General features: G+C 74.0%; 15 protein-coding genes and 2 pseudogenes. 4 read left to right on the top strand and 13 right to left on the bottom strand.

Going from position 1 to position 19,033, the window contains the following annotated elements; translation table 11 throughout:
- Window positions 1-8 precede the first annotated feature (8 nt).
- Window positions 9-291: pseudogene (locus tag ACZ4YY_RS15410) on the top strand (ABC transporter ATP-binding protein); the annotation flags it as partial.
- A gap of 559 nt (window positions 292-850) precedes the next feature.
- Here the strand turns inward: ACZ4YY_RS15410 and ACZ4YY_RS15405 are convergent.
- Both ACZ4YY_RS15405 and ACZ4YY_RS15400 read right to left on the bottom strand, forming a co-directional pair.
- The gene (locus ACZ4YY_RS15405) at window positions 851-1,930 is read right to left on the bottom strand and encodes an alpha/beta fold hydrolase (protein ID WP_468289180.1); all 1,080 of its coding nucleotides are present in this window, start codon (window positions 1,928-1,930) and stop codon (window positions 851-853) included.
- 600 nt (window positions 1,931-2,530) lie between these two features.
- Window positions 2,531-3,223 (bottom strand): metal-dependent transcriptional regulator, encoded by a 693-nt coding sequence (locus tag ACZ4YY_RS15400; protein ID WP_468289177.1) that lies wholly within the window; start codon window positions 3,221-3,223, stop codon window positions 2,531-2,533.
- Window positions 3,224-3,447: 224 nt separating this feature from the next.
- On the opposite strand from ACZ4YY_RS15400, the gene ACZ4YY_RS15395 reads away from it, so the two are divergent.
- Complete coding sequence (locus tag ACZ4YY_RS15395) at window positions 3,448-4,203, top strand: SIS domain-containing protein (protein ID WP_468289174.1); 756 nt, start codon at window positions 3,448-3,450, stop codon at window positions 4,201-4,203.
- Window positions 4,204-4,350: 147 nt separating this feature from the next.
- Here the strand turns inward: ACZ4YY_RS15395 and ACZ4YY_RS15390 are convergent, their stop codons facing one another.
- Together ACZ4YY_RS15390 and ACZ4YY_RS15385 are read right to left on the bottom strand one after the other, a co-directional pair.
- A complete protein-coding gene (locus tag ACZ4YY_RS15390; protein ID WP_468289171.1) occupies window positions 4,351-5,796 on the bottom strand; it encodes a PAS domain-containing protein in 1,446 nt (481 codons plus the stop codon).
- A gap of 113 nt (window positions 5,797-5,909) precedes the next feature.
- The gene (locus ACZ4YY_RS15385) at window positions 5,910-6,317 is read right to left on the bottom strand and encodes a GNAT family N-acetyltransferase (protein ID WP_468289470.1); all 408 of its coding nucleotides are present in this window, start codon (window positions 6,315-6,317) and stop codon (window positions 5,910-5,912) included.
- Between the two features lie 507 nt (window positions 6,318-6,824).
- On the opposite strand from ACZ4YY_RS15385, the gene ACZ4YY_RS15380 reads away from it, so the two are divergent.
- Window positions 6,825-7,352 carry a GNAT family N-acetyltransferase gene (locus tag ACZ4YY_RS15380; protein WP_468289168.1) on the top strand — a complete coding sequence of 176 codons (528 nt, stop codon included), beginning with the start codon at window positions 6,825-6,827 and terminating at the stop codon, window positions 7,350-7,352.
- A gap of 144 nt (window positions 7,353-7,496) precedes the next feature.
- Here the strand turns inward: ACZ4YY_RS15380 and ACZ4YY_RS15375 are convergent, their stop codons facing one another.
- Window positions 7,497-8,597 (bottom strand): citrate synthase 2, encoded by a 1,101-nt coding sequence (locus ACZ4YY_RS15375; protein WP_468289165.1) that lies wholly within the window; start codon window positions 8,595-8,597, stop codon window positions 7,497-7,499.
- Between the two features lie 298 nt (window positions 8,598-8,895).
- Here ACZ4YY_RS15375 and pdxH point away from each other — a divergent pair, with 298 nt between their 5' ends.
- Window positions 8,896-9,564, top strand: coding sequence for a pyridoxamine 5'-phosphate oxidase (gene pdxH / locus ACZ4YY_RS15370; RefSeq protein ID WP_468289162.1), 669 nt, complete (start codon window positions 8,896-8,898; stop codon window positions 9,562-9,564).
- 360 nt (window positions 9,565-9,924) lie between these two features.
- Here pdxH and ACZ4YY_RS15365 read toward each other — a convergent pair whose 3' ends face one another.
- From ACZ4YY_RS15365 to ACZ4YY_RS15330, 8 genes and pseudogenes are all read right to left on the bottom strand, one after another.
- A complete protein-coding gene (locus tag ACZ4YY_RS15365; RefSeq protein ID WP_468289159.1) occupies window positions 9,925-10,542 on the bottom strand; it encodes a TetR/AcrR family transcriptional regulator in 618 nt (205 codons plus the stop codon).
- Window positions 10,530-11,267, bottom strand: coding sequence for an enoyl-CoA hydratase family protein (locus ACZ4YY_RS15360; protein WP_468289156.1), 738 nt, complete (start codon window positions 11,265-11,267; stop codon window positions 10,530-10,532). The genes ACZ4YY_RS15365 and ACZ4YY_RS15360 overlap by 13 nt, the downstream gene beginning before the upstream one ends.
- A 65-nt stretch (window positions 11,268-11,332) precedes the next feature.
- Window positions 11,333-11,782 (bottom strand): annotated as a pseudogene (locus ACZ4YY_RS15355) (AMP-binding protein); the annotation flags it as partial.
- A gap of 42 nt (window positions 11,783-11,824) precedes the next feature.
- Window positions 11,825-12,973 carry an acyl-CoA dehydrogenase family protein gene (locus ACZ4YY_RS15350; RefSeq protein WP_468289153.1) on the bottom strand — a complete coding sequence of 383 codons (1,149 nt, stop codon included), beginning with the start codon at window positions 12,971-12,973 and terminating at the stop codon, window positions 11,825-11,827.
- A 54-nt stretch (window positions 12,974-13,027) separates the two neighbouring features.
- Complete coding sequence (locus tag ACZ4YY_RS15345; protein WP_468289150.1) at window positions 13,028-14,875, bottom strand: acetyl/propionyl/methylcrotonyl-CoA carboxylase subunit alpha; 1,848 nt, start codon at window positions 14,873-14,875, stop codon at window positions 13,028-13,030.
- Window positions 14,876-14,881: 6 nt separating this feature from the next.
- The gene (locus ACZ4YY_RS15340; protein ID WP_468289147.1) at window positions 14,882-16,480 is read right to left on the bottom strand and encodes an acyl-CoA carboxylase subunit beta; all 1,599 of its coding nucleotides are present in this window, start codon (window positions 16,478-16,480) and stop codon (window positions 14,882-14,884) included.
- The gene (locus ACZ4YY_RS15335; protein ID WP_468289145.1) at window positions 16,477-18,180 is read right to left on the bottom strand and encodes an acyclic terpene utilization AtuA family protein; all 1,704 of its coding nucleotides are present in this window, start codon (window positions 18,178-18,180) and stop codon (window positions 16,477-16,479) included. Before ACZ4YY_RS15335 ends, ACZ4YY_RS15340 begins: the two co-directional genes overlap by 4 nt.
- Window positions 18,177-18,971, bottom strand: a complete 795-nt coding sequence (locus ACZ4YY_RS15330; RefSeq protein WP_468289142.1) for a TIGR03084 family metal-binding protein — start codon at window positions 18,969-18,971, stop codon at window positions 18,177-18,179. The genes ACZ4YY_RS15335 and ACZ4YY_RS15330 overlap by 4 nt, the downstream gene beginning before the upstream one ends.
- Window positions 18,972-19,033 lie beyond the last annotated feature (62 nt).

Here is a 19,033-nt window from a genome sequence, read left to right as displayed (position 1 = left end):
GCTGCCGCCCCGAAGTCCTCTTCCCCGGCGGACCGTTCGCAGAGGTCGGCCCCGGTCTCGGCGCAGACCGGCGAAGGCGTACTGGAGCGGTACGCGGCGTCCGGCGCCACGGTCGCCTTCTCCTCCCCGTCATGGAACCCGTCGATTCGCTGTGCCACCGGGTGGCTGTGACGGCGGCGGGGCGCATCCGGGCGCACGGCCCGCTGGAGGACGTGCGCGGGGATCCTCCCTCGCCCAGCGGGCTTCCCCGAACTGGTCGGCGCGCTTCCCCGAACTGGTCGGCGCGCGGGGGGCGCGCCGCCGCATCCGGCCTCGACCGCCGGGCGGCGACTCGCGGTGACGGCGCTGACCTCCACCGTCGTACGGCCGAAGCTGTCGTTGCCGCGCAACGGGCTGCGGCAGTTCGGGGGCGGTGGGCCGCGTACGCCGCCTGAGCCGTGGTGACCCCGTTGTGCGCCGGGCTCCGGCAGGTCGGGCTGCCCGGCGGTCGGGCGTACGGGGGCTGCGCTCGAGCGCTGAGCGTCGCGGTCGGAGCGATCGCGCTGACCGCGGCCACGGCACGGCTGCCCCTGGTGGGCCCGCACTCGGCGGCCCCTGTACGGCGCAACGCCTCCCGGAGACCCGGGAGCGGTCAGCAGGGCCCGAGAGCCGGCCTACCGCCGCACCGGTCGCCTCTCACGGCACCACGGCTGCGCACGGGCGCGGGGAACTGCGCGACCGGCCATCGACGACCTCATCCCCACCACGTCAAGGGGCGGGCAACCGCGCGACCGGCCACGACCGGCCCCCGCGCCCGGTGACGGTCACCGCGCCCCCGCAGCCCGCAGCCCGCAGCGACGAGCGACGCCTCTCACTTCGCGAGTACGCCGTCCAGGAACGGCTCGATCGCCGCGCGCCACGCGTCCGGCTGGTCGTAGTGGACGAGGTGACCGGCGTCGGCGACCTCGGCGTACTGCCCGCGTGGCAGGACGCGGACCATCTCCTGGGCCTCGGCGCGGCCCAGCTCGCCGTCGAGGCCGCGGACGACCAGGGTCGGGCAGCGGACCTGCGCGAGCTCCTCCCAGTGCGCGTCGTGCACCCAGGTCTCGCGGGACTTCAGCATCTGCTCGGGCTCGAAGACGGGCCCCCAGCCGTCGGCGGACTCCTGCATCACCTCGGCGTAGAACTCGCCGCGCGCCGGGTTGGGGCGCTCCACCCAGGGGTCGTCCTCACCGAACCACTTGCGGACGTCGGCGAGCGTGGCGAAGGGGGCGGGCCAGGACTTGAACCAGTCGGCCCACTCGCGCTGCGAGGCCCCGCCGAGCGCGGAGGCCCGCATGTCGCAGATGATCACACCGGCGACCAGGTCGGGGCGTTTGGCGGCGAGCTGCCAGGCGGTCAGGGCGCCCATGGCGTGGCCGATGAGGACGGCGGGGGCGAGGCCGAGCTGTTCGAGGGCGGCCTCGGCGTCCTCGACGTACGCCTCACGAGTGAAGGCGGCCTGTGGGGGCTTCTCGCTCTGGCCGTGGCCACGCTGGTCGAGAGCGACCGCGCGGTGCCGCTCGGAGAGCCAGCGGGCGGTGGACGCCCAGTGCGAGGCCCGTCCCATCAGGCCGTGCAGTAACAGGACGCCGGGGGTGTGGTCCGGCGCGGTCGCGGAGGGGACGGCGGGTGCCGCGGGCCCCTCGGTCGCCTGGGCCGGAATCGTCACCTGGGACGGAACCAAGGGTTCCGACCCGTTGGGCGAGGCCCCGCCCCGCGACCGGCCACCCCGCTGCGGGCCGCCCCGTGGCGGGCCGTCGCGCAGCGGATCGGCGTGGGCCGGGCGGTCGTGCACCGGATCGCCGTGCACGAGGTCGTGCTGCGACGGGTCGCCCTTCGGTGGGTCGCCGAACTCCCAGGCCGCGAGGCGTACACCGCCCACGCCGGTCACGTCGATGCGTCGCGCCACAGGTCCTGGCACCCCCCTAGCTCTGCTCGGACCCCTCGCTCCCGCTCGAGCCGGCCGGTCCGCTCACGCGTCGTGTCTGCCGTCGTACCGCTGTGCTGCCCACTGTCTTCACTCATCGCACACCCTGCGTGAACCGTCACACAGGGGCTTCCGTCACGCGAAGGCTATCGAATGTCCATTCGAAGGCACGCGCTTTCGCGGCCAACACCCCTCGTTCGTGTGACCCTGCTCAGGGAATGATCGCCGTCTGTGGGGGGAGATCTTCAACGGGAGGCGGACCGCTCGGGGAAAACGGTCCGGCGGGAATGACCCTGAGAGCTCGGGGCTCCGGGTCAGGACAGGGGAGGACGGGCCCCGGTGCCTTACGGCACCGGGGCCTTCCCCTCGTCTGCGGCACATCATCCCGCCCCCCTCAGGTCATATGCCTCACGCGACAGCGTGGCACGCCGAGCGCCTCAGCGCTGCGATTCGACGCAGGGAATCCACGATTCGACGAGATCGCCGATCACCCCAAGCGCCCCGGGGTCCCCAGGAGTTGAACAATGCTCAGGTCAGTGATGGGGCGGCCGCGGCGCACGGGAGGACGGGGCGGAGCCGGCCTCAGCGCTTGGCGACGAACACATGGGACGCCACGTCCGCCGCCAGCTCGGCCGCCTCGCCGCCGCTGCCCACCAGCACCCCACCGGCCGACTCCGTCACGCTCACCACCGAACCGGGCTGCACGCCCGCGCGGCGCAGCGTGTACATCAGCTGCGCGTCCGTCTGGATCGGCTCGCCGATACGGCGGACGACGACCGTCTTGCCCTCCGGGCCCGGGGCGAGCTCGGCCAGGGAGACCATGCCCTCGTCAAGGAACGGGTCGGCGCCGTCCTTCTCGCCCAGCTCCTCCAGACCCGGGATCGGGTTGCCGTACGGGGACTCGGTGGGGTGGCGCAGCAGCTCCAGCACACGACGCTCGACGGCCTCGCTCATCACGTGTTCCCAGCGGCATGCCTCGGCGTGCACCTGCTCCCACTCCAGGCCGATCACGTCGACCAGGAGACACTCGGCCAGGCGGTGCTTGCGCATCACGCGCGTCGCCAGCCGGCGGCCCTCGTCGGTGAGCTCCAGGTGCCGGTCGCTGGCCACAGAGACCAGGCCGTCGCGCTCCATGCGCGCGACCGTCTGGCTGACCGTCGGCCCGCTCTGGTCGAGCCGCTCGGCGATCCGGGCGCGCATGGGGACCACACCTTCCTCCTCCAGCTCGAGGATGGTGCGGAGATACATCTCCGTGGTGTCGATCAGTCCGGACATACGTGCCCCTCGATGAGATGTGCCGAAGGCTGGACGGCTCTCCGGCGCGTGCGCTGGCCCTGGCTTCAATTCTGCCGGATACCACTGACAAGCGTGCCGCGCCGCGGAAACGGGACGGTGGCCCGACCGCCGCGCCGCCCCCGGCGCCGTATTGACAGCGCTCTGGTCCAGACCGCACGGTGATCCGCGACACGGACACCTGATACGGCAAGGGGACCCTTCGGATGAGCGACCGCACGCCCGCCGGCCGGTTCTTCGACGCCGCGATCGGCCTGCTGCACCGGGTCCGCGACGAGGAGGCGGCCGCCGTCGAGGCCGCGGGCACCCTGCTCGCCGACACGGTGGCCGAGGGCGGACGCCTCTTCGCCTTCGGCGCCGGACACTCCTCGCTGGCCGCGCAGGACGTCGTCTACCGGGCCGGCGGACTGGCCCTGATGAACCTGCTCGCCGTGCCCGGCGTCGTCGGCGTCGACGTCACCCCGGCCACCCTCGGCTCCGCGCTGGAGTGCGTCGACGGTCTGGCGAGCGCCGTCCTGGACACCTCCCCGGTCCGCGCCGGCGACGCCCTCGTGATCGTCTCGCTCTCGGGCCGCAACGCGCTCCCCGTCGAGATGGCCCTGCACGCCCGCACCCTCGGCGTCAAGGTCATCGGCGTGACCTCGGTGGCGTACGCCGCGCAGACGACGTCCCGGCACTCCTCCGGGACGTTCCTCAAGGACCACTGCGACCTCGTCCTGGACTCGAAGATCGCGGTCGGTGACGCCGAGCTGACCCTCGACACCGTCCCGGCGCCCTTCGCGCCCGCCTCCACGGTCGTCACCACCGCCCTGCTCCAGGCCGTCATGGCCACCGCGGCCGCCTCGCTCGCCGACCGCGGCGTCGAACCGCCCCTGCTGCGCTCCGGCAACGTAGACGGCGGTCACGAGTGGAACGCGCGGATCTTGGAGGAGTACCGGGACCGGATCTTCTACCGGTCCTGAACCGCCCGCCGCGCGCCCTCGGACGCCGTCCCGCACGCCCTCGGACGCCGGCCCGCTCAGCTCATCCTCGGACGGTTCCGCCCTGTGCGGACCGTGATCCGTACGCCGTCTTCCGCACGGTCCGCGACCGCGTGCCCGGGTCCGCCCTCAGGCGCCCTCGCCGCGCCCCGCCAGGGCGGCGAGGTCCAGACTTGTCGCCATCCGGACGGCGACGTCCTCGGCGTAGGTCGCGTCGGAGCGTTCGAACGCGCTGCGGCCGCCGCCGCGCAGGAACGTCACCACGCCCAGCGTGCGGCCCCGGCTGCGCAGCACCGCGCACAGCGCGTGCACCGTGTCCTCCGGCCACTGGCGCGCACGGGCCCACTCACGGGCCCGGTCCGCCGCCATCGTGCCGGCGGAGGCGCGCACCGAACCGGCCCGGGAGACGCACTGGAGCGCCGGGTGCCCCTCCGCGTACCGCACCGGCAGCCCCGCGTGACCGGTGAGCGCGCTGGGACCGGGCCCGCCCGACGGGGTCGCCGCGATCCGCACCAGCCGCGGCACCACGTCCGTGTCGCCGTCGGCGGACGGGGCGCCCGCGACACGGTCGATCACGGCATGGTCGGCGAACCCGGCGAGCGCGAAGTCCAGGTGCACGGTCGCCGCCTCGGCCGGGTCCTCGCACTCGGCGGCCGCCCGGGCCGCCCGGTGCAGCTGGTTGGCGCGGAACCGCAGCAAGGAGGCCTCCTGCTCGCCCCGCTTGGCGTCGGTGACGTCCTGGAACAGCCAGCCCACCCCCAGCGGCACCGGCTCCTCCGCCAGCGGCGAGGCCAACCGCAGGAAACCGCTGCGCCAGCAGCGCCGCTTCTCGCCCTCAGGGGTGCGCACCCCCACCCACATCTCCGCGGGAGCGGGCGGTGCGCCCTCGGCGAGGACGTGCGTGAGGGCGTTCTCCAGCTCCTCCACGCCCCGGGTGAGCAGCTCCCCCAGCGGGCGGCCCAGGACGGCCGTGCGGCCGGTGCCGAGCGCACGGGCCGCGTGCGCGTTGACCACCGCCGGACGCAGGTCCGCGTCGACCAGGACGACACCCCAGGACGCGTCCTCGAACAGGGCCTCGCTCAGCGCTATCGACCGCTCCAGGTCGATCTGGGCGTGCACCTCGCTGAACGCGCAGTACAGGCCGGCCGGCTTGCCGTCGGGACCGCGGACCGCCGCCGACTGGGTGCGCACCAGGACCCGGCCGCCGTCCTTCGTCAGCAGCGCGAACTCGTGCACCTGCCGGCCCGGCGCGTGCATCGCCGACATCAGCCGGCCCTCGACCTCCACGGCGTCCGCCTCGCGCACCGCCCACCCGGCGAAACCCTGCCGGCCGACCGCCTCGGCCGCGCTCCAGCCGAGGATCCGCTCGGCCTCACGGTTCCAGTGGGTGACGACACCGTCGGCGTCGAAGGCGCACAGCGCCGCGTCCATGCCGTCGAGCAGCGCCGCGAGCAGATCGGCACCGTCCGGCCCCATCGGGGCCGGCGGGGCGTCCGGGCCGGCCGGGCCGCCGGACCGCTCCGGCTCGTCCGGCCCCAGCTCGTCGGTGGTCCCTCTACGCCGGGAAGCACTCACCTGGACCCCCTGCAGGTTCGCTCACTTGCCCTTCATTCAACTCGAACGTGACACAGCCCACATAGGGTTCCCGCAAGATTGCAGAGGAATCGTTGTACGGCCGACGACGTGCGTCACACGGCGCCGAGCCGCAGGTCGACCCACACGTCGCTCTCGCCGTCCAGCACATAGCGCTCCGTCTCGACGAAGCCCCGCGCCCGCGCGAACCGCAGCCCCTCCTCGTTCACCGCCAGCACGCACGTCTCGACCGCCCGCGCACCCAGCACGCGCGCGTGGGCGAGACCGCGGTCGTACAGGACGGTGCCGTGACCGCGGCCCCGGTGCTCGGGCAGGACGCGCGCGATGACCGTCGCCACGCCTTCCTCGCCCGCAGGGGGCCGCACCGTCGAGCAGCCGACCAGGACGTCTCCGACGTAGGCGTTCACCAGGTGGTGGCGCGCCGCACGCGCGCGTACCTCGTCGAGGGACATCGCCGCCGGCGGCACGATCGTGTTGTGCACGTGCCGCCACTGCTCGAGCATCGTCTCGCCCACCACGGGCGCTGTCCGAAGATCCGTCGTCACGACGCCAGGGAACCGCGCGCCCCCGCGCGCGTCAACGCGTTTCGGGCCGCTGCGCGTACAGCTCGATCGCGGTCCACGAGCGGCGAGGACCCGCCGGTGAGACACCTGCCGGCGAGGGTCGCGCGGCTCGTTGCCGAAAAAGGGTTGATCGGGCGGCGGAACGGTTCTTAAGGTGTCGAGCACACGAGAAGGGAGGTGGTTCGGCAGATGTATGAGAACCGGACGCGTGAGGTGACTGCGGGCTAGCGGCTCGCCACCACACCCAGTGCGGTGCCGGACCAGCGCGTGAACGTCGCGTGCAGCCGGCCCAATCCCAAGCAGTCACCCGACCCGCGAGTCGCCGGTACGTCCGGCCGGCCCCTCCTCCGGAGGACCAGGCTCGCGGGTCGTCTGCGTTCCCTCCCCCCTCGGCAGGTGCGGTGATCCGGGGACCCGGGGATCCGGCAATGACCCGAGAATGACCGCATGGCTCTCCAGATCGACGTGCCCGATCCCGCCGACGCCGCTTCTGTGGCCCGCATGCTGCTCAGGGCCTGGCTCCAGACGTATCCGAACGACGACGCCGGTGTCGATGAGGCGTGGATCCTCGAGCACCGGGGGTCCGTCGTCACCACGGAGGGTGTCGCCGGGTGGCGGGAGTTCATCGAGGAGGCGGCACGTCACCCGGAGCTGTCGTTCTGCCGCATCGTCCGGTCCGGGGCGGAGCTCGTCGGAGTTCTCTGCGGTCGTCGGGACGAGGTCGTCGGTCTGGGGCCGATGTACCTGCTGGACGAGGCCCGGGGTCAGGGTGTCGGCGGTCGGCTGATGAGCGAGTTCGACGCCTGGGCGGGTGGCGCCCCGATGCGCCTGTGGGTGACGGAGTACAACGAGGGAGCCGTGCGGTTCTACGAGCGCCACGGGTTCCGGCTCACGGGTGAGCGCGAGCTGTGGCGCGGCAGGCTGCCCAACGTGCGCATGGCCAGGGAGTCGCTGACTCCTCACCCGCTCGCATGAGGGCCTGCCCGGAGAGTCGCCGGGCCGCCGCGCACCGCTTGGGGTTCGTTCGCCTCAGGGGGACGGGCCGCGGGCCCGTCCCCCTGGAGCCGGGCGGCGTCACGCGGAGTCGCTCGGCCCCCCCGTGACGCCCCAGGGCCCGGTTCAGTGGGCGATGTCGGTGTACCCCTCGATCTCGCGGGGGCTGCGCGAGCCGGGGCCGGTGTAGCGGGCGGAGGGCCGGACCAGGCGGCCGGTGCGCTTCTGTTCGAGGATGTGCGCGGACCAGCCGGCGGTGCGGGCGCAGGTGAACATCGAGGTGAACATGTGGGCGGGGACCTCGGCGAAGTCGAGGACGATGGCCGCCCAGAACTCGACGTTCGTCGCGAGGACGCGGTCGGGGCGGCGGTTGTGGAGTTCTTCGAGGGCGGCCTTCTCCAGGGCTTCGGCGACCTCGAAGCGGGGGGCGCCCAGCTCGCGGGCTGTGCGGCGCAGGACGCGGGCGCGGGGGTCCTCGGCACGGTAGACGCGGTGGCCGAAGCCCATGAGGCGTTCGCCCCGGTCGAGGGCGTGCTTGACGTAGGCCTCGGCGTCGCCGGTGCGTTCGATCTCCTCGATCATGCCGAGGACGCGGGAGGGGGCACCGCCGTGCAGGGGACCGGACATGGCGCCGACGGCCCCGGAGAGGGCGGCGGCGACGTCCGCGCCGGTGGAGGCGATCACGCGGGCGGTGAAGGTGGAGGCGTTCATGCCGTGTTCGGCGGCGGAGGTCCAGTAGGCGTCGACGGCGGCGACATGCTTGGGGTCGGGCTCGCCGCGCCAGCGGATCATGAAGCGTTCGACGACGGACTGGGCCTTGTCGATCTCGCTCTGCGGGACCATGGGCCGGCCCTGGCCGCGCGCGGACTGGGCGACGTAGGACAGAGCCATGACGGCGGCGCGTGCGAGGTCCTCGCGGGCCTGACCGGCGTCGATGTCGAGGAGGGGCTTGAGGCCCCAGACGGGGGCGAGCATGGCGAGGGCGGACTGGACGTCGACGCGGATGTCGCCGGAGTGGACGGGGATGGGGAACGGCTCGGCGGGCGGCAGTCCGGGGTTGAATGCTCCGTCGACGAGCAGTCCCCAGACGTTGCCGAAGGAGACGTGGCCGACCAGGTCCTCGATGTCGACGCCCCGGTAGCGCAGGGCGCCGCCCTCCTTGTCCGGTTCGGCGATCTCCGTCTCGAACGCGACGACTCCTTCGAGTCCGGGTACGAAGTCGGACATCAGGCGGCTCCTCGTGATGTGTGCGACAGATGGCGCCGGCGGATCCGCGGTCCTGTGCACGTCGCCGTGCGGGGACTCGCGGTCGTGGGCGGTCACCCGTGTGATGCCCCGTGCGGCCGGCGGTCACCCCGGGTCCCAGCACCATAATCCCCGGGTGCCATGTTTGGGGAGAGTTCGCGGCACTCAGTGCCACTGCCCGGCGGTGGGTCGGGGTGGTGGGTCCGGGGTGGTGCGTCCGGGTGGCGGCGCTGTGCGGGGGTCGTCCGTGCGCGGATGGTCGGTGCGGCAAGATGACGGCGTGACCGACGCAGACGCCGTCTCCCCCGATCCCGCCTCGATGCGCCGGCAGTACCGGGCCGAGGGCCTCACCGAGTCCGGGCTGGCCGCGACGCCCGTGGAGCAGTTCGCGCGCTGGTTCAAGCAGGCGGCGGCGGAGGCCCACCTGTTCGAGCCGAACGCCATGGTCGTCTCCACGGCGGACGCCGAGGGCCGGCCGAGCGTGCGCACGGTGCTGTTGAAGCACTTCGACGAGCAGGGTTTCGTCTTCTACACCAACTACGACTCCCGCAAGGCGCGCGACCTCGCGGAGAATCCGCACGTCGCCCTGCTGTTCCCCTGGCATCCGATGGCCCGGCAGGTGATCGTGCAGGGCGTGGCCCGGCGGACCGGACGGGACGAGACGGCGGCGTACTTCCGGACCCGGCCGCACGGCTCCCAGCTGGGTGCGTGGGCCAGCGCGCAGTCGTCGGTCGTCGGGGGCCGCGCGGACCTGGACACCTCGTACGCCGAGCTGGCGGCCCGCTATCCGGAGGGTGAGCAGGTGCCGGTGCCGCCGCACTGGGGTGGTTTCCGGGTGGCGCCGCGGTCGGTGGAGTTCTGGCAGGGGCGGGAGAACCGCCTGCACGACCGGCTGCGGTACGTCGCCGTGGCGGACGGCGCCTGGAGGGTGGAGCGGCTCGCTCCGTGAGGTTCCGCCCGCCCGGAGCCGGGGGCTGGGGCCCGCCCGGAGTCGGCGGGGCCGCTCGGAGCCGGGAGCCCGGGGCCGGGGGCTTGGGCCCGCCCGGAGCCTGGGGCTTGGGCCGCCCGGAGCCTGGGGCTTGGGCCCGCTCGGAGCCGGGGTCCGGAGACGGCTGAGGCCGGTCCGGCGCCCGGAGCCGGCCCGTTTCCGCCCTGCGCCGGCCGTGGACGTCCTGGAGCCCGCCCGGAGCCCGCTCAGAGCCAGTCGGCCCGGGAGTATCCCCGGAGCCCGCTCAGAGTCAGCCGGAGCATGCCCGGAGCCGGCCCGGAGCCCGTTCAGGCCGGTCGGCGCCGGAGTCCGCCGGGTTGGTCAGTCCAGCGCTTCGTCCAGCAGGGCCGCCCACTGGGCGACCACCCGCTCGCGGCGGGGGCCGTCGTCGGTGAGGAGGTTGGCGAGGCCGAGGCCGCGGGCCATGTCGAGCAGGCCCTGGACGGTTTCGCGGGTGCCGGGGCGGGACTCGTCGGCGCCGAGGAGTTCCACGGCGATGCGGTGGGTCTCGCGGCCGACGCGGGCCTCCAGCTCGGTCACGCGGGGACGGAGCTGTTCCTCGTCGGAGGCGGCCACCCACAGGTGGAGGGCGGCGCGGAAGAGGGGGCCGGTGTAGAGGTCGACGAGGGCCGCCACGACGGCCCGGCGGTCGCCGGCCGCGCCCTGCGGGAACAGGGCGCGCAGGGCGACGGAGCGTTCCTCGGCGACGTACTCGACGGCGGCGGTGAAGAGGTCCTCGCGGGTGGGGAAGTGGTGCTGGGCTGCGCCCCGGGAGACGCCGGCGCGTTCGGCGACGACGGAGACCGTGGAGCCGGCCCAGCCGTGTTCGGCGAGGCAGGCCACGGCGGCTTCCAGGAGCCGCTGCCGGGTGGCCCGGCTGCGGTCCTGCTTGGGGGCGCGGTCGCCCGGAACACGGTCGGCCGTGGTCACAGCACCCATGCGGGATCCCGTCGTTCGAGGAAGGCCGTCATTCCCTCGCGTGCGGGCGGGGAGGAGAACAGCCGGGCCGAGAGCGCGGTGAGGTCGGCCGCGTCCCGGTCGAAGGTCTCCAGCACCCTAGCCGTGAGCAGCCGTTTCGTCTCGGCCAGGGCGTCGGGTGCGGCTCTGCGCAGGCCGTCCAGGACGGGGGCGAGGACGGTGTCGACGTCGTCGCCGCAGGCGGTGAGCAGGCCGAGGCTGGCCGCTTCGGGGGCGTCGAAGCGCTCGCCGGTGAGGCAGTGGCGGGCGAGGGTGCGGGGGTCGGTGCGCGGGAGCAGGGTGAGGGAGATGACGGCGGGGGCGACGCCGATGCGGACCTCGGTGAACGCGAAGGTGGACGTGGCGGCGGCGGCGGCGATGTCGCAGGCGCCGAGGAGACCGAGGCCGCCGGCCCGGACGTGTCCGTCGACGCGGGCGACGACGGGCTTGGGCAGGGCGACGACCTGCCGGAGCAGGGCGACGAAGCCGTCCGGGGCGGGCGGGTCGCGCAGATCGGCGCCGGCGCAGAAGGTGGTGCCGGTGTGGGTGAGGAGGACGGCGCGGACGTCGGGGTCCGCGGCGCAGTCGGTGAGCGCGTCGGCGAGTTCCGCGACGAGGGCCGCCGACAGGGCGTTGCGGGTGGCGGGCGAGTCGAGGCTGAGCGTCTCGACGCCGCGCGTGCGGGTGCGGCCGACGAGTGCGGTCACGGGCGGTCCCGGAGCTGTCGGCGAAGGATCTCGCCGGAGGCGGCGCGGATGGCGGCGATGAAGGTGACGTAGATGTCCTGGACGGCGCCGACGGGTTCGGTGGCCCGGCGGGCCGTCTCCGGCAGGGGCGAGACGGTGACGATCCGGCGGGCCTCGGCGTCGGCGAGGTGTTCGGCGAACTCCTCCGCCGTGGCGCGCGGGTGCGCGGTGGTGACGGTGGCGCCCGCGCGGGTGGCGGCGCGGGTGCCCGCGCGGGTGGCGGCGTAGAAGGCGAGCGGGAAGGCGACGGTGTGGGGGCTGTGCAGGGCCGGCACGTCGCCCTTGCGGACGCCGGCCTCGGCGCGGGCGGCGGCGATCCGCCGGTGGAACCGGTCGGCCTGTTCGCAGGTGAGGGTGGTGCCGTCGGTGCCGTCGACGAGGGCCGGCCGGTCGCCGAACTCGGCGGCGCGGCCCAGAACGGCGTCGTGGATGGGGAGTTCTACGGGCGGGACGTCTGCGTACTCGCTGCGGAACACGGTTCCTCCTCGCGCCTGGCACCCCTGGGTGCCTCTCGGGGCTCAGTACGACTTGGGCAGGCCGAGTGTCTGGTGAGAGACGTAGTTGAGGATCATCTCCCGGCTCACCGGCGCGATACGAGCCACGCGCGCCGCCGTGATCAGCCGGGCGAGGCCGAACTCGCGTGTGAGGCCGTTGCCGCCGAGGGTGTGCACGGCCTGGTCGACCGCCTTCACGCATGCCTCTCCGGCCGCGTACTTCGCCATGTTGGCGGCCTCGCCCGCACCGGCGTCGTCGCCCGCGTCGTAGAGGTGGGCCGCCTTCTGCGTCATCAGGCGGGCCAGTTCGAGGTCGATGTGCGCCTGGGCGAGGGGGTGGGCGATGGCCTGGTGGGCGCCGATGGGGGTCTTCCAGACGGTGCGGTCGCGGGCGTACGCGACGGCTTTGGCGAGGGCGTGGCGGCCCATGCCGATCGCGAAGGCGGCCGTCATGATCCGCTCGGGGTTGAGTCCGGCGAAGAGCTGGAGCAGGCCGGCGTCCTCTCCCCCGCCGACGAGGGCGTCGGCGGGCAGCCGGACGTCGTCCAGGACCAGCTCGAACTGCTTCTCCTCGCCGGACAGTTCCATGTCGATGCGGCGGCGGGAGAAGCCTGGCGCGTCGCGCGGGACGATGAACAGGCAGGGCTTGAGGTTGCCGGCGCGGCCCTCCGAGCCGGGCGCGGTCCCGGTGCGGCCCACGACGAGGGTGGCGTCCGCGATGTCCACGCCGGAGACGAACACCTTGCGGCCGGTGAGCAGCCAGTCCGTGCCGTCGCGGCGGGCGGTGGTGATGATGCGGTGGCTGTTGGAGCCGGCGTCGGGTTCGGTGATGCCGAAGGCCATGAGGCGGGTGCCGTCCGCCAGCGCGGGGAGCCACTCCTGTTTCTGGGCGTCCGTGCCGTAGCGGGCGATCACGGTGCCGCAGATCGCCGGGGAGACGATCATCATGAGGAGGGGGTTGCCGGCGGCGCCGAGTTCTTCGAGGACCAGGGAGAGTTCGGTGATGCCGCCGCCGCCTCCGCCGTACGCCTCCGGGAGGTTGACGCCGATGTAGCCGAGTTCGGCGGCGGCGTGCCAGAGGGCTCGGTTCGTACAGTCCTGGTTGCTCCTGGCGAAGTCGGACACCGCTGCCCGGAGTGCTCTGTGTTCGTCGGGTTCGATGAGGGTGGTCACTGTGGCTCCTTCGCGTGCGGTCGTGTGTGATCGATCGCGCGGTGCCCCGCGCCGCTAGGCTTCTCGCACCACAGCCAGCAGGGTGCCGACCTGCACCTGCCGGCCCGTCGCCACCGGCAGTTCCGTCAGCGTCCCCGTCACCGGTGCCGTGATGACGTGTTGCATCTTCATCGCTTCGAGCCAGACGATCGGTTCGCCCGCCCGGACACTCGATCCGGCGACGAGACCGTCCGCGAGCTTGACGACCGTGCCGGGCATGGGTGCCAGCAGGGAGCCCGGGACGCGCTGGTCCTCGGGGGCGGGGAAGCGGGGCAGGGCGGTGAGGCGGGTGGAGCCGACGTGGACCTCGTCGCCGTAGCGGGAGACCTCGTAGCGGCGGCGGACGCCGTCGACTTCCAGGATCACCAGGCGGGGGTCGGTGTGGACGACGAGCACTCCGTCGGCGCCCGGGCCGTTCCTCGTGTGGTGGTAGCGGACCTCGTGTTCCTCGCCGGCCATCGCGTAGCGCCTGGTCTGCGGCTGGGAGGGCAGGTTGCGCCAGCCGCCGAAGCGGGAGCGGCCGTGGGCGTCGGCGAGGGCGGCGGCGAGCGGGGCGTGCGGGTCGGGGGCCGGTGCGGTGAGGGCGGCGAGGTGGCGGTCGTAGAAGCCCGTGTCCATGCGGGCGGAGGTGAACTCCTCGTGGCGCAGGGAGCGGACGAGGAGGTCGCGGTTGGTGAGGGGGCCGTGGATCGTCGCCCGTTCCAGCGCTCCGGCGAGCTTGCGGATCGCCTCGGCGCGGGTGGGTGCGTGGGCGACGACCTTGGCGAGCATCGGGTCGTAGTGGACGCCGATGTCGTCGCCGTCGCCGTGGCCGGTGTCCAGGCGGACGCCCGGGGGGACGGCGAGACGGTGCAGGGTGCCGGTCTGCGGGGCCCAGCCGGCCGCCGGGTCCTCGGCGTAGAGGCGGGCCTCGACGGCGTGTCCACGCGCGCGCGGGGGTTCGGCGGGGAGGGCGTGGCCCTCGGCGACGCGGAGCTGCTCCGCCACCAGGTCCAGGCCGAAGACCGCCTCGGTGACCGGGTGCTCGACCTGGAGGCGGGTGTTCATCTCCAGGAAGTGCGCCCGGCCGTCGGCGACGAGGAACTCGACGGTCCCGGCGCCGACGTACGAGACGGCCCGGGCGGCGCGTACGGCCAGGGTGCGCAGTTCGTCGGTGAGGGTCTCGGGCAGGGCGGGGGCCGGCGCCTCCTCGACGACCTTCTGGTGGCGGCGCTGGAGGGAGCAGTCGCGGGTGCCGAGCGCCCACACCGTGCCGTGCGCGTCGGCGAGGATCTGCACCTCCACGTGGCGGCCGTTCTCCACGTAGGGCTCGACGAAGACCTCGCCGTCGCCGAACGCGGCGGCGGCCTCGGCGCGTGCGCCCTCCACCGCGGCGCTCAGCTCCTCCAGGCGGCGCACGATGCGCATGCCGCGCCCGCCGCCGCCCGCGGCGGCCTTCACCAGGACCGGCAGGTCGGCCTCCGTCACCTCCTCGGGGCGCTGGGGTTCGAGGCCCATGAGCCGTTTCGCGCGCGTCTTGGACGCCATCGCCTTGATGGCCTCCGGCGCCGGCCCGATCCACACCAGGCCGGCGTCGAGGACCGCGCGCGCGAAGTCGGCGTTCTCGGAGAGGAAGCCGTAGCCGGGGTGCACGGCGTCCGCGCCCGCCGTGACGGCCGCCTTCACGATCAGGTCGCCGCGCAGGTAGGTCTCGGCGGGCGCCGCGCCCGGGAGGCGTACGGCCGTGTCGGCCACGCGCGCGTGGAGGGCTCCGTCGTCGGCGTCCGAGTGCACGGCCACCGTTCGGATTCCCAACTCACCACAGGTGCGGAAGACGCGGCAGGCGATCTCGCCGCGGTTCGCCACAAGGACGGAAGCAATCATCTCGTCTCACATCCGGAAGACGCCGAAGCCGCCCCGCGCGCCCTCGTAGGGGGCGGTGTGGACGGCCGACAGGCACAGGCCGAGGACGGTGCGGGTGTCGCGCGGGTCGATGACGCCGTCGTCGTACAACCGCCCGGACAGGAACATCGGCAGCGACTCCGACTCGATCTGCTGCTCGACCATCGCGCGCAGGGCGGCGTCCGCCTCCTCGTCGTAGGGCCGTCCCTTCGCGGTCGCCGACTGGCGGGCGACGATCGACAGGACGCCGGCGAGCTGTTGCGGGCCCATGACGGCGGACTTGGCGCTGGGCCAGGCGAAGAGGAAGCGGGGGTCGTAGGCGCGGCCGCACATGCCGTAGTGGCCGGCGCCGTAGGAGGCGCCCATGAGCACGGAGAGGTGCGGCACGCGTGAGTTGGAGACGGCGTTGATCATCATCGCGCCGTGCTTGATGATGCCGCCCTGCTCGTACTCCTTGCCGACCATGTAGCCGGTGGTGTTGTGCAGGAACAGCAGCGGGATGTTCCGCTGGTTGGCGAGCTGGATGAACTGGGCCGCCTTTTGGGACTCCGCGCTGAAGAGGACCCCCTGGGCGTTGGCCAGGATCCCGACCGGGTAGCCGTGCAGGGCGGCCCAGCCCGTCACCAGGCTGGTCCCGTACAGCGGTTTGAACTCGTCGAAGTCGGAGGCGTCGACGATCCGGGCGATGACCTCGCGCGGGTCGAAGGGCACCTTGAGGTCGCCGGGGACGATCCCGAGGAGTTCCTCCGGGTCGTACCGGGGCGGTGCGGCGGGGCCCGGGTCCTCGTACGCCTTGCGGTGGTTGAGGCGGGCGACCACGCGGCGCGCCTGCCGCAGGGCGTCGTGCTCGTCGACGGCGAAGTGGTCGGCGAGACCCGACACGCGCGCGTGCATCTCCGCGCCGCCCAGCGACTCGTCGTCGCTCTCCTCGCCGGTGGCCATCTTCACCAGCGGCGGCCCGCCGAGGAACACCTTCGCCCGCTCCTTGACCATGATCACGTGGTCGGACATGCCGGGGACGTACGCACCGCCCGCGGTGGAGTTGCCGAAGACGACGGCGACAGTGGGGATGCCGGCGGCGGACAGCCGGGTGAGGTCCCGGAAGATCGCGCCGCCGGGGATGAAGATCTCCTTCTGCGAGGGCAGGTCGGCGCCGCCCGACTCGACGAGGCTGACGCAGGGCAGCCGGTTGGCGAGCGCGATGTCGTTGGCGCGCAGGGCCTTCCTCAGGCTCCACGGGTTGCTGGCCCCGCCGCGCACGGTCGGGTCGTTGGCGGTGATCAGGCATTCCACGCCCTCGACCACCCCGATGCCGGTGACGAGCGAGGCGCCGACCGCGTGATCGCTGCCCCAGGCGGCCAGCGGGGACAGTTCCAGGAACGGCGTGTCGGGGTCGAGGAGCAGTTCGACGCGTTCGCGGGCGAGGAGCTTGCCGCGCCGGCGGTGCCGTTCGACGTACTTCTCGCCGCCGCCCGCGAGGGCCTTGGCGTGCTCGGCGGCCACCTGGTCCAGCTTGGCGAGCATGGCCTCGCGGTGGGCTCGGTGGTCGGGGCTCTTCGCGTCCACCGCCGACGACAGGACGGTCACAGCAGGTCCTCCGGGATGTCCAGGTGACGGGAGCGCAGCCATTCGCCGAGCGCCTTGGCCTGCGGGTCGAAGCGGTGCCGCGAGGCGACACCGGCGCCGAGGAGTCCCTCGACGACGAAGTTCAGGGCGCGCAGGCCGGGGAGGGCGTGCCGGGTGACCCGCAGGTCGCGGCTCTCCGGGATCAGCTCCCGCAACCGCTCGACGGTCAACTCGTGAGCGAGCCACCGCCAGGCCGCGTCCGACCGCGCCCACACCCCCACGTTGGCGTCGCCCCCCTTGTCGCCGCTGCGGGCGCCGGCGACGAGCCCCAGCGGCGCACGCCGTACCGGCCCGGCGGGCAGGGGCTCGGGAAGCGGAACCTCCGGCGCCGGGGAGTGGACGAGGACGGGTGACCGGTCGTCGCGTACGAGGGTTTCCCCGGGTGGCGGCGGTACCGTCACCCGGCGCCCGTCGTCGAGCACGGCCAGGTGCTCCACCGCCTCCTGAGGGACGTACCCGGCCTCGTACACCCCGTAGGGGGAGCCCTTCCCGGGTGGGGCGAGGACGTGGAAGCCGGGGTAGCTCGCCAGCGCCAGTTCCACGGCGGCCCCGCTCCACGCCCGCCCCACCGCTGCCTCTTCCGGATCCCGTACGACGAGCCGCAGCAGGGCGCTCGCCCGCTCCTCGGTGTCGGCGTCGGGCCGGTCGGTGCGGACCAGTTCCCACCGCACGTCGGCCGGGGGCGACGCGGCGAACGCGTCCGCCAGCTGCTCGCGCACCAGCGCGGCCTTCGCCTCGATGTCGAGCCCCGTGAGCACGAAGACGACCTCGTTGCGGAACCCTCCGAGGCGGGTGCGGCCGACCTTCAGCGTCGGGGGCGGCGCCTCCCCGCGCACACCGTCGATCCGCACCCGGTCCGGGCCGTCCCGGGTGAGCCGTACGGTGTCCAGGCGGGCGGTGACGTCCGGTCCCGCGTACCGGGTGCCGCCGGTTTCGTAGAGGAGCTGGGCGGTGACCGTGCCGACGTCGACGAAGCCGCCCGTCCCCGGGTGCTTGGTGATGACGCTGCTGCCGTCGGCGTGGAGTTCGGCGAGCGGGAATCCGGGGCGGCGGACGTCGCCCTCGCGGAAGAAGGCGTAGTTGCCGCCCGTGGCCTGGGCGCCGCACTCCAGGACGTGCCCGGCGACGACGGCCCCGGCCAGCCGGTCGTACTCGGTGGGCCCCCAGCCGAAGTGGGCGGCGGCGGGCCCGGTGACGAGGGCGGCGTCGGTCACCCGTCCGGTGACCACGATGTCGGCGCCCTCCCGCAGACAGGCGGCGATGCCGAAGCCGCCGAGGTAGGCGTGGGCGGTGAGGCTGCCGGGGTGCGCGGCGGTGAGGTCGTCGCCCTCGACGTGCGCGACCCGTACGGGGACGCCCAGCCGGTCGGCCAGCTCGCGCACGGCGTCGGCGAGTCCGGCGGGGTTGAGCCCGCCGGCGTTGGTGACGATCCGCACCCGCCGGTCGTGCGCGAGGCCCAGGCACTCCTCCAGCTGGCGCAGGAAGGTGCGGGCGTATCCGGCGGAGGGGTCCTTGAGACGGTCCCGGCCCAGGATCAGCATGGTCAGTTCGGCGAGGTAGTCGCCGGTGAGGACGTCGAGTTCGCCGCCGGTGAGCATCTCGCGCAGGGCGTCGAAGCGGTCGCCGTAGAAGCCGGAGAAGTTCCCGATGCGCAGGGTCACCCGGCCGCCCCCCGGGGCGCACGGCCGCTGCCGGGAGGGCCCGCGAAGGCCTGGGCGAGGTCGAGCCAGCGCTCGGCGTCGGGGCCCTCGGCGCGCAGGGCCAGGTCGGCGCGGTGGGCGCGCTGGGTGACCAGCAGGCAGAAGTCGAGAGCGGTGCCGGTGACGCGCTGGGGGGCGTCCTCGGGACCGTGGGCCCACGCCTCGCCGGAGGGGAGGCGCAGGTCGACGCGTACGGGATCGGTGGGGGCGGGGAGGCCGTGCACGCCGAAGGCGAAGTCACGGGTGCGGACGCCGAGCCGGGCGATGTGGCGGAGGCGGTCGGTGGGGGCGCGGGTGGCGCCGAGGGCGTCGGCGACGTCCAGGCCGTGGGCCCATGTCTCCATGAGGCGCGCGGTGGCGAGGGAGGCTGCCGCCATCGGGGGGCCGTACCAGGGGAAACGGGCGCCCGGAGGGGCCTTGCGGAGCGCTTCGTCGAGAGCGGCGCGCCCCTGCCGCCAGCGCGAGAGCAGGTCGGCGGGCGGCAGATGGGCGCCCTCCTGCGCACCCTGGTCGACGAAGGTGCCGGGGGCGGCGAGCGCGTGCTCCACCAGCACGCGGAAGGCGTCCTCGTCGGTGACGGCGAGCAGCGCGGAACGGTCGGTCCAGGCGAGGTGCGCGATCTGGTGGGCGACGGTCCAGCCGGGGGCGGGGGTCGCGAGCGCCCACTGTTCGGGACTCGCCCCGGCGACCAGCCGGTCGAGCTCCTCGCTCTCGTCGCGCAGATCGTCGAGGACGGGGGTCGGGTCGGACACGGTGGCGCTCCCCTCGGGGGCACGGCGGTGTGCGGGGCGGTGCGAGGAGGAGCCTGGCAGGG

It is taken from the genome of Streptomyces sp. NPDC030143 (assembly GCF_055573695.1).
The sequence above is the reverse complement of the archived record's forward strand: the minus strand, read 5'-3'. Positions and strand labels throughout refer to the sequence as shown.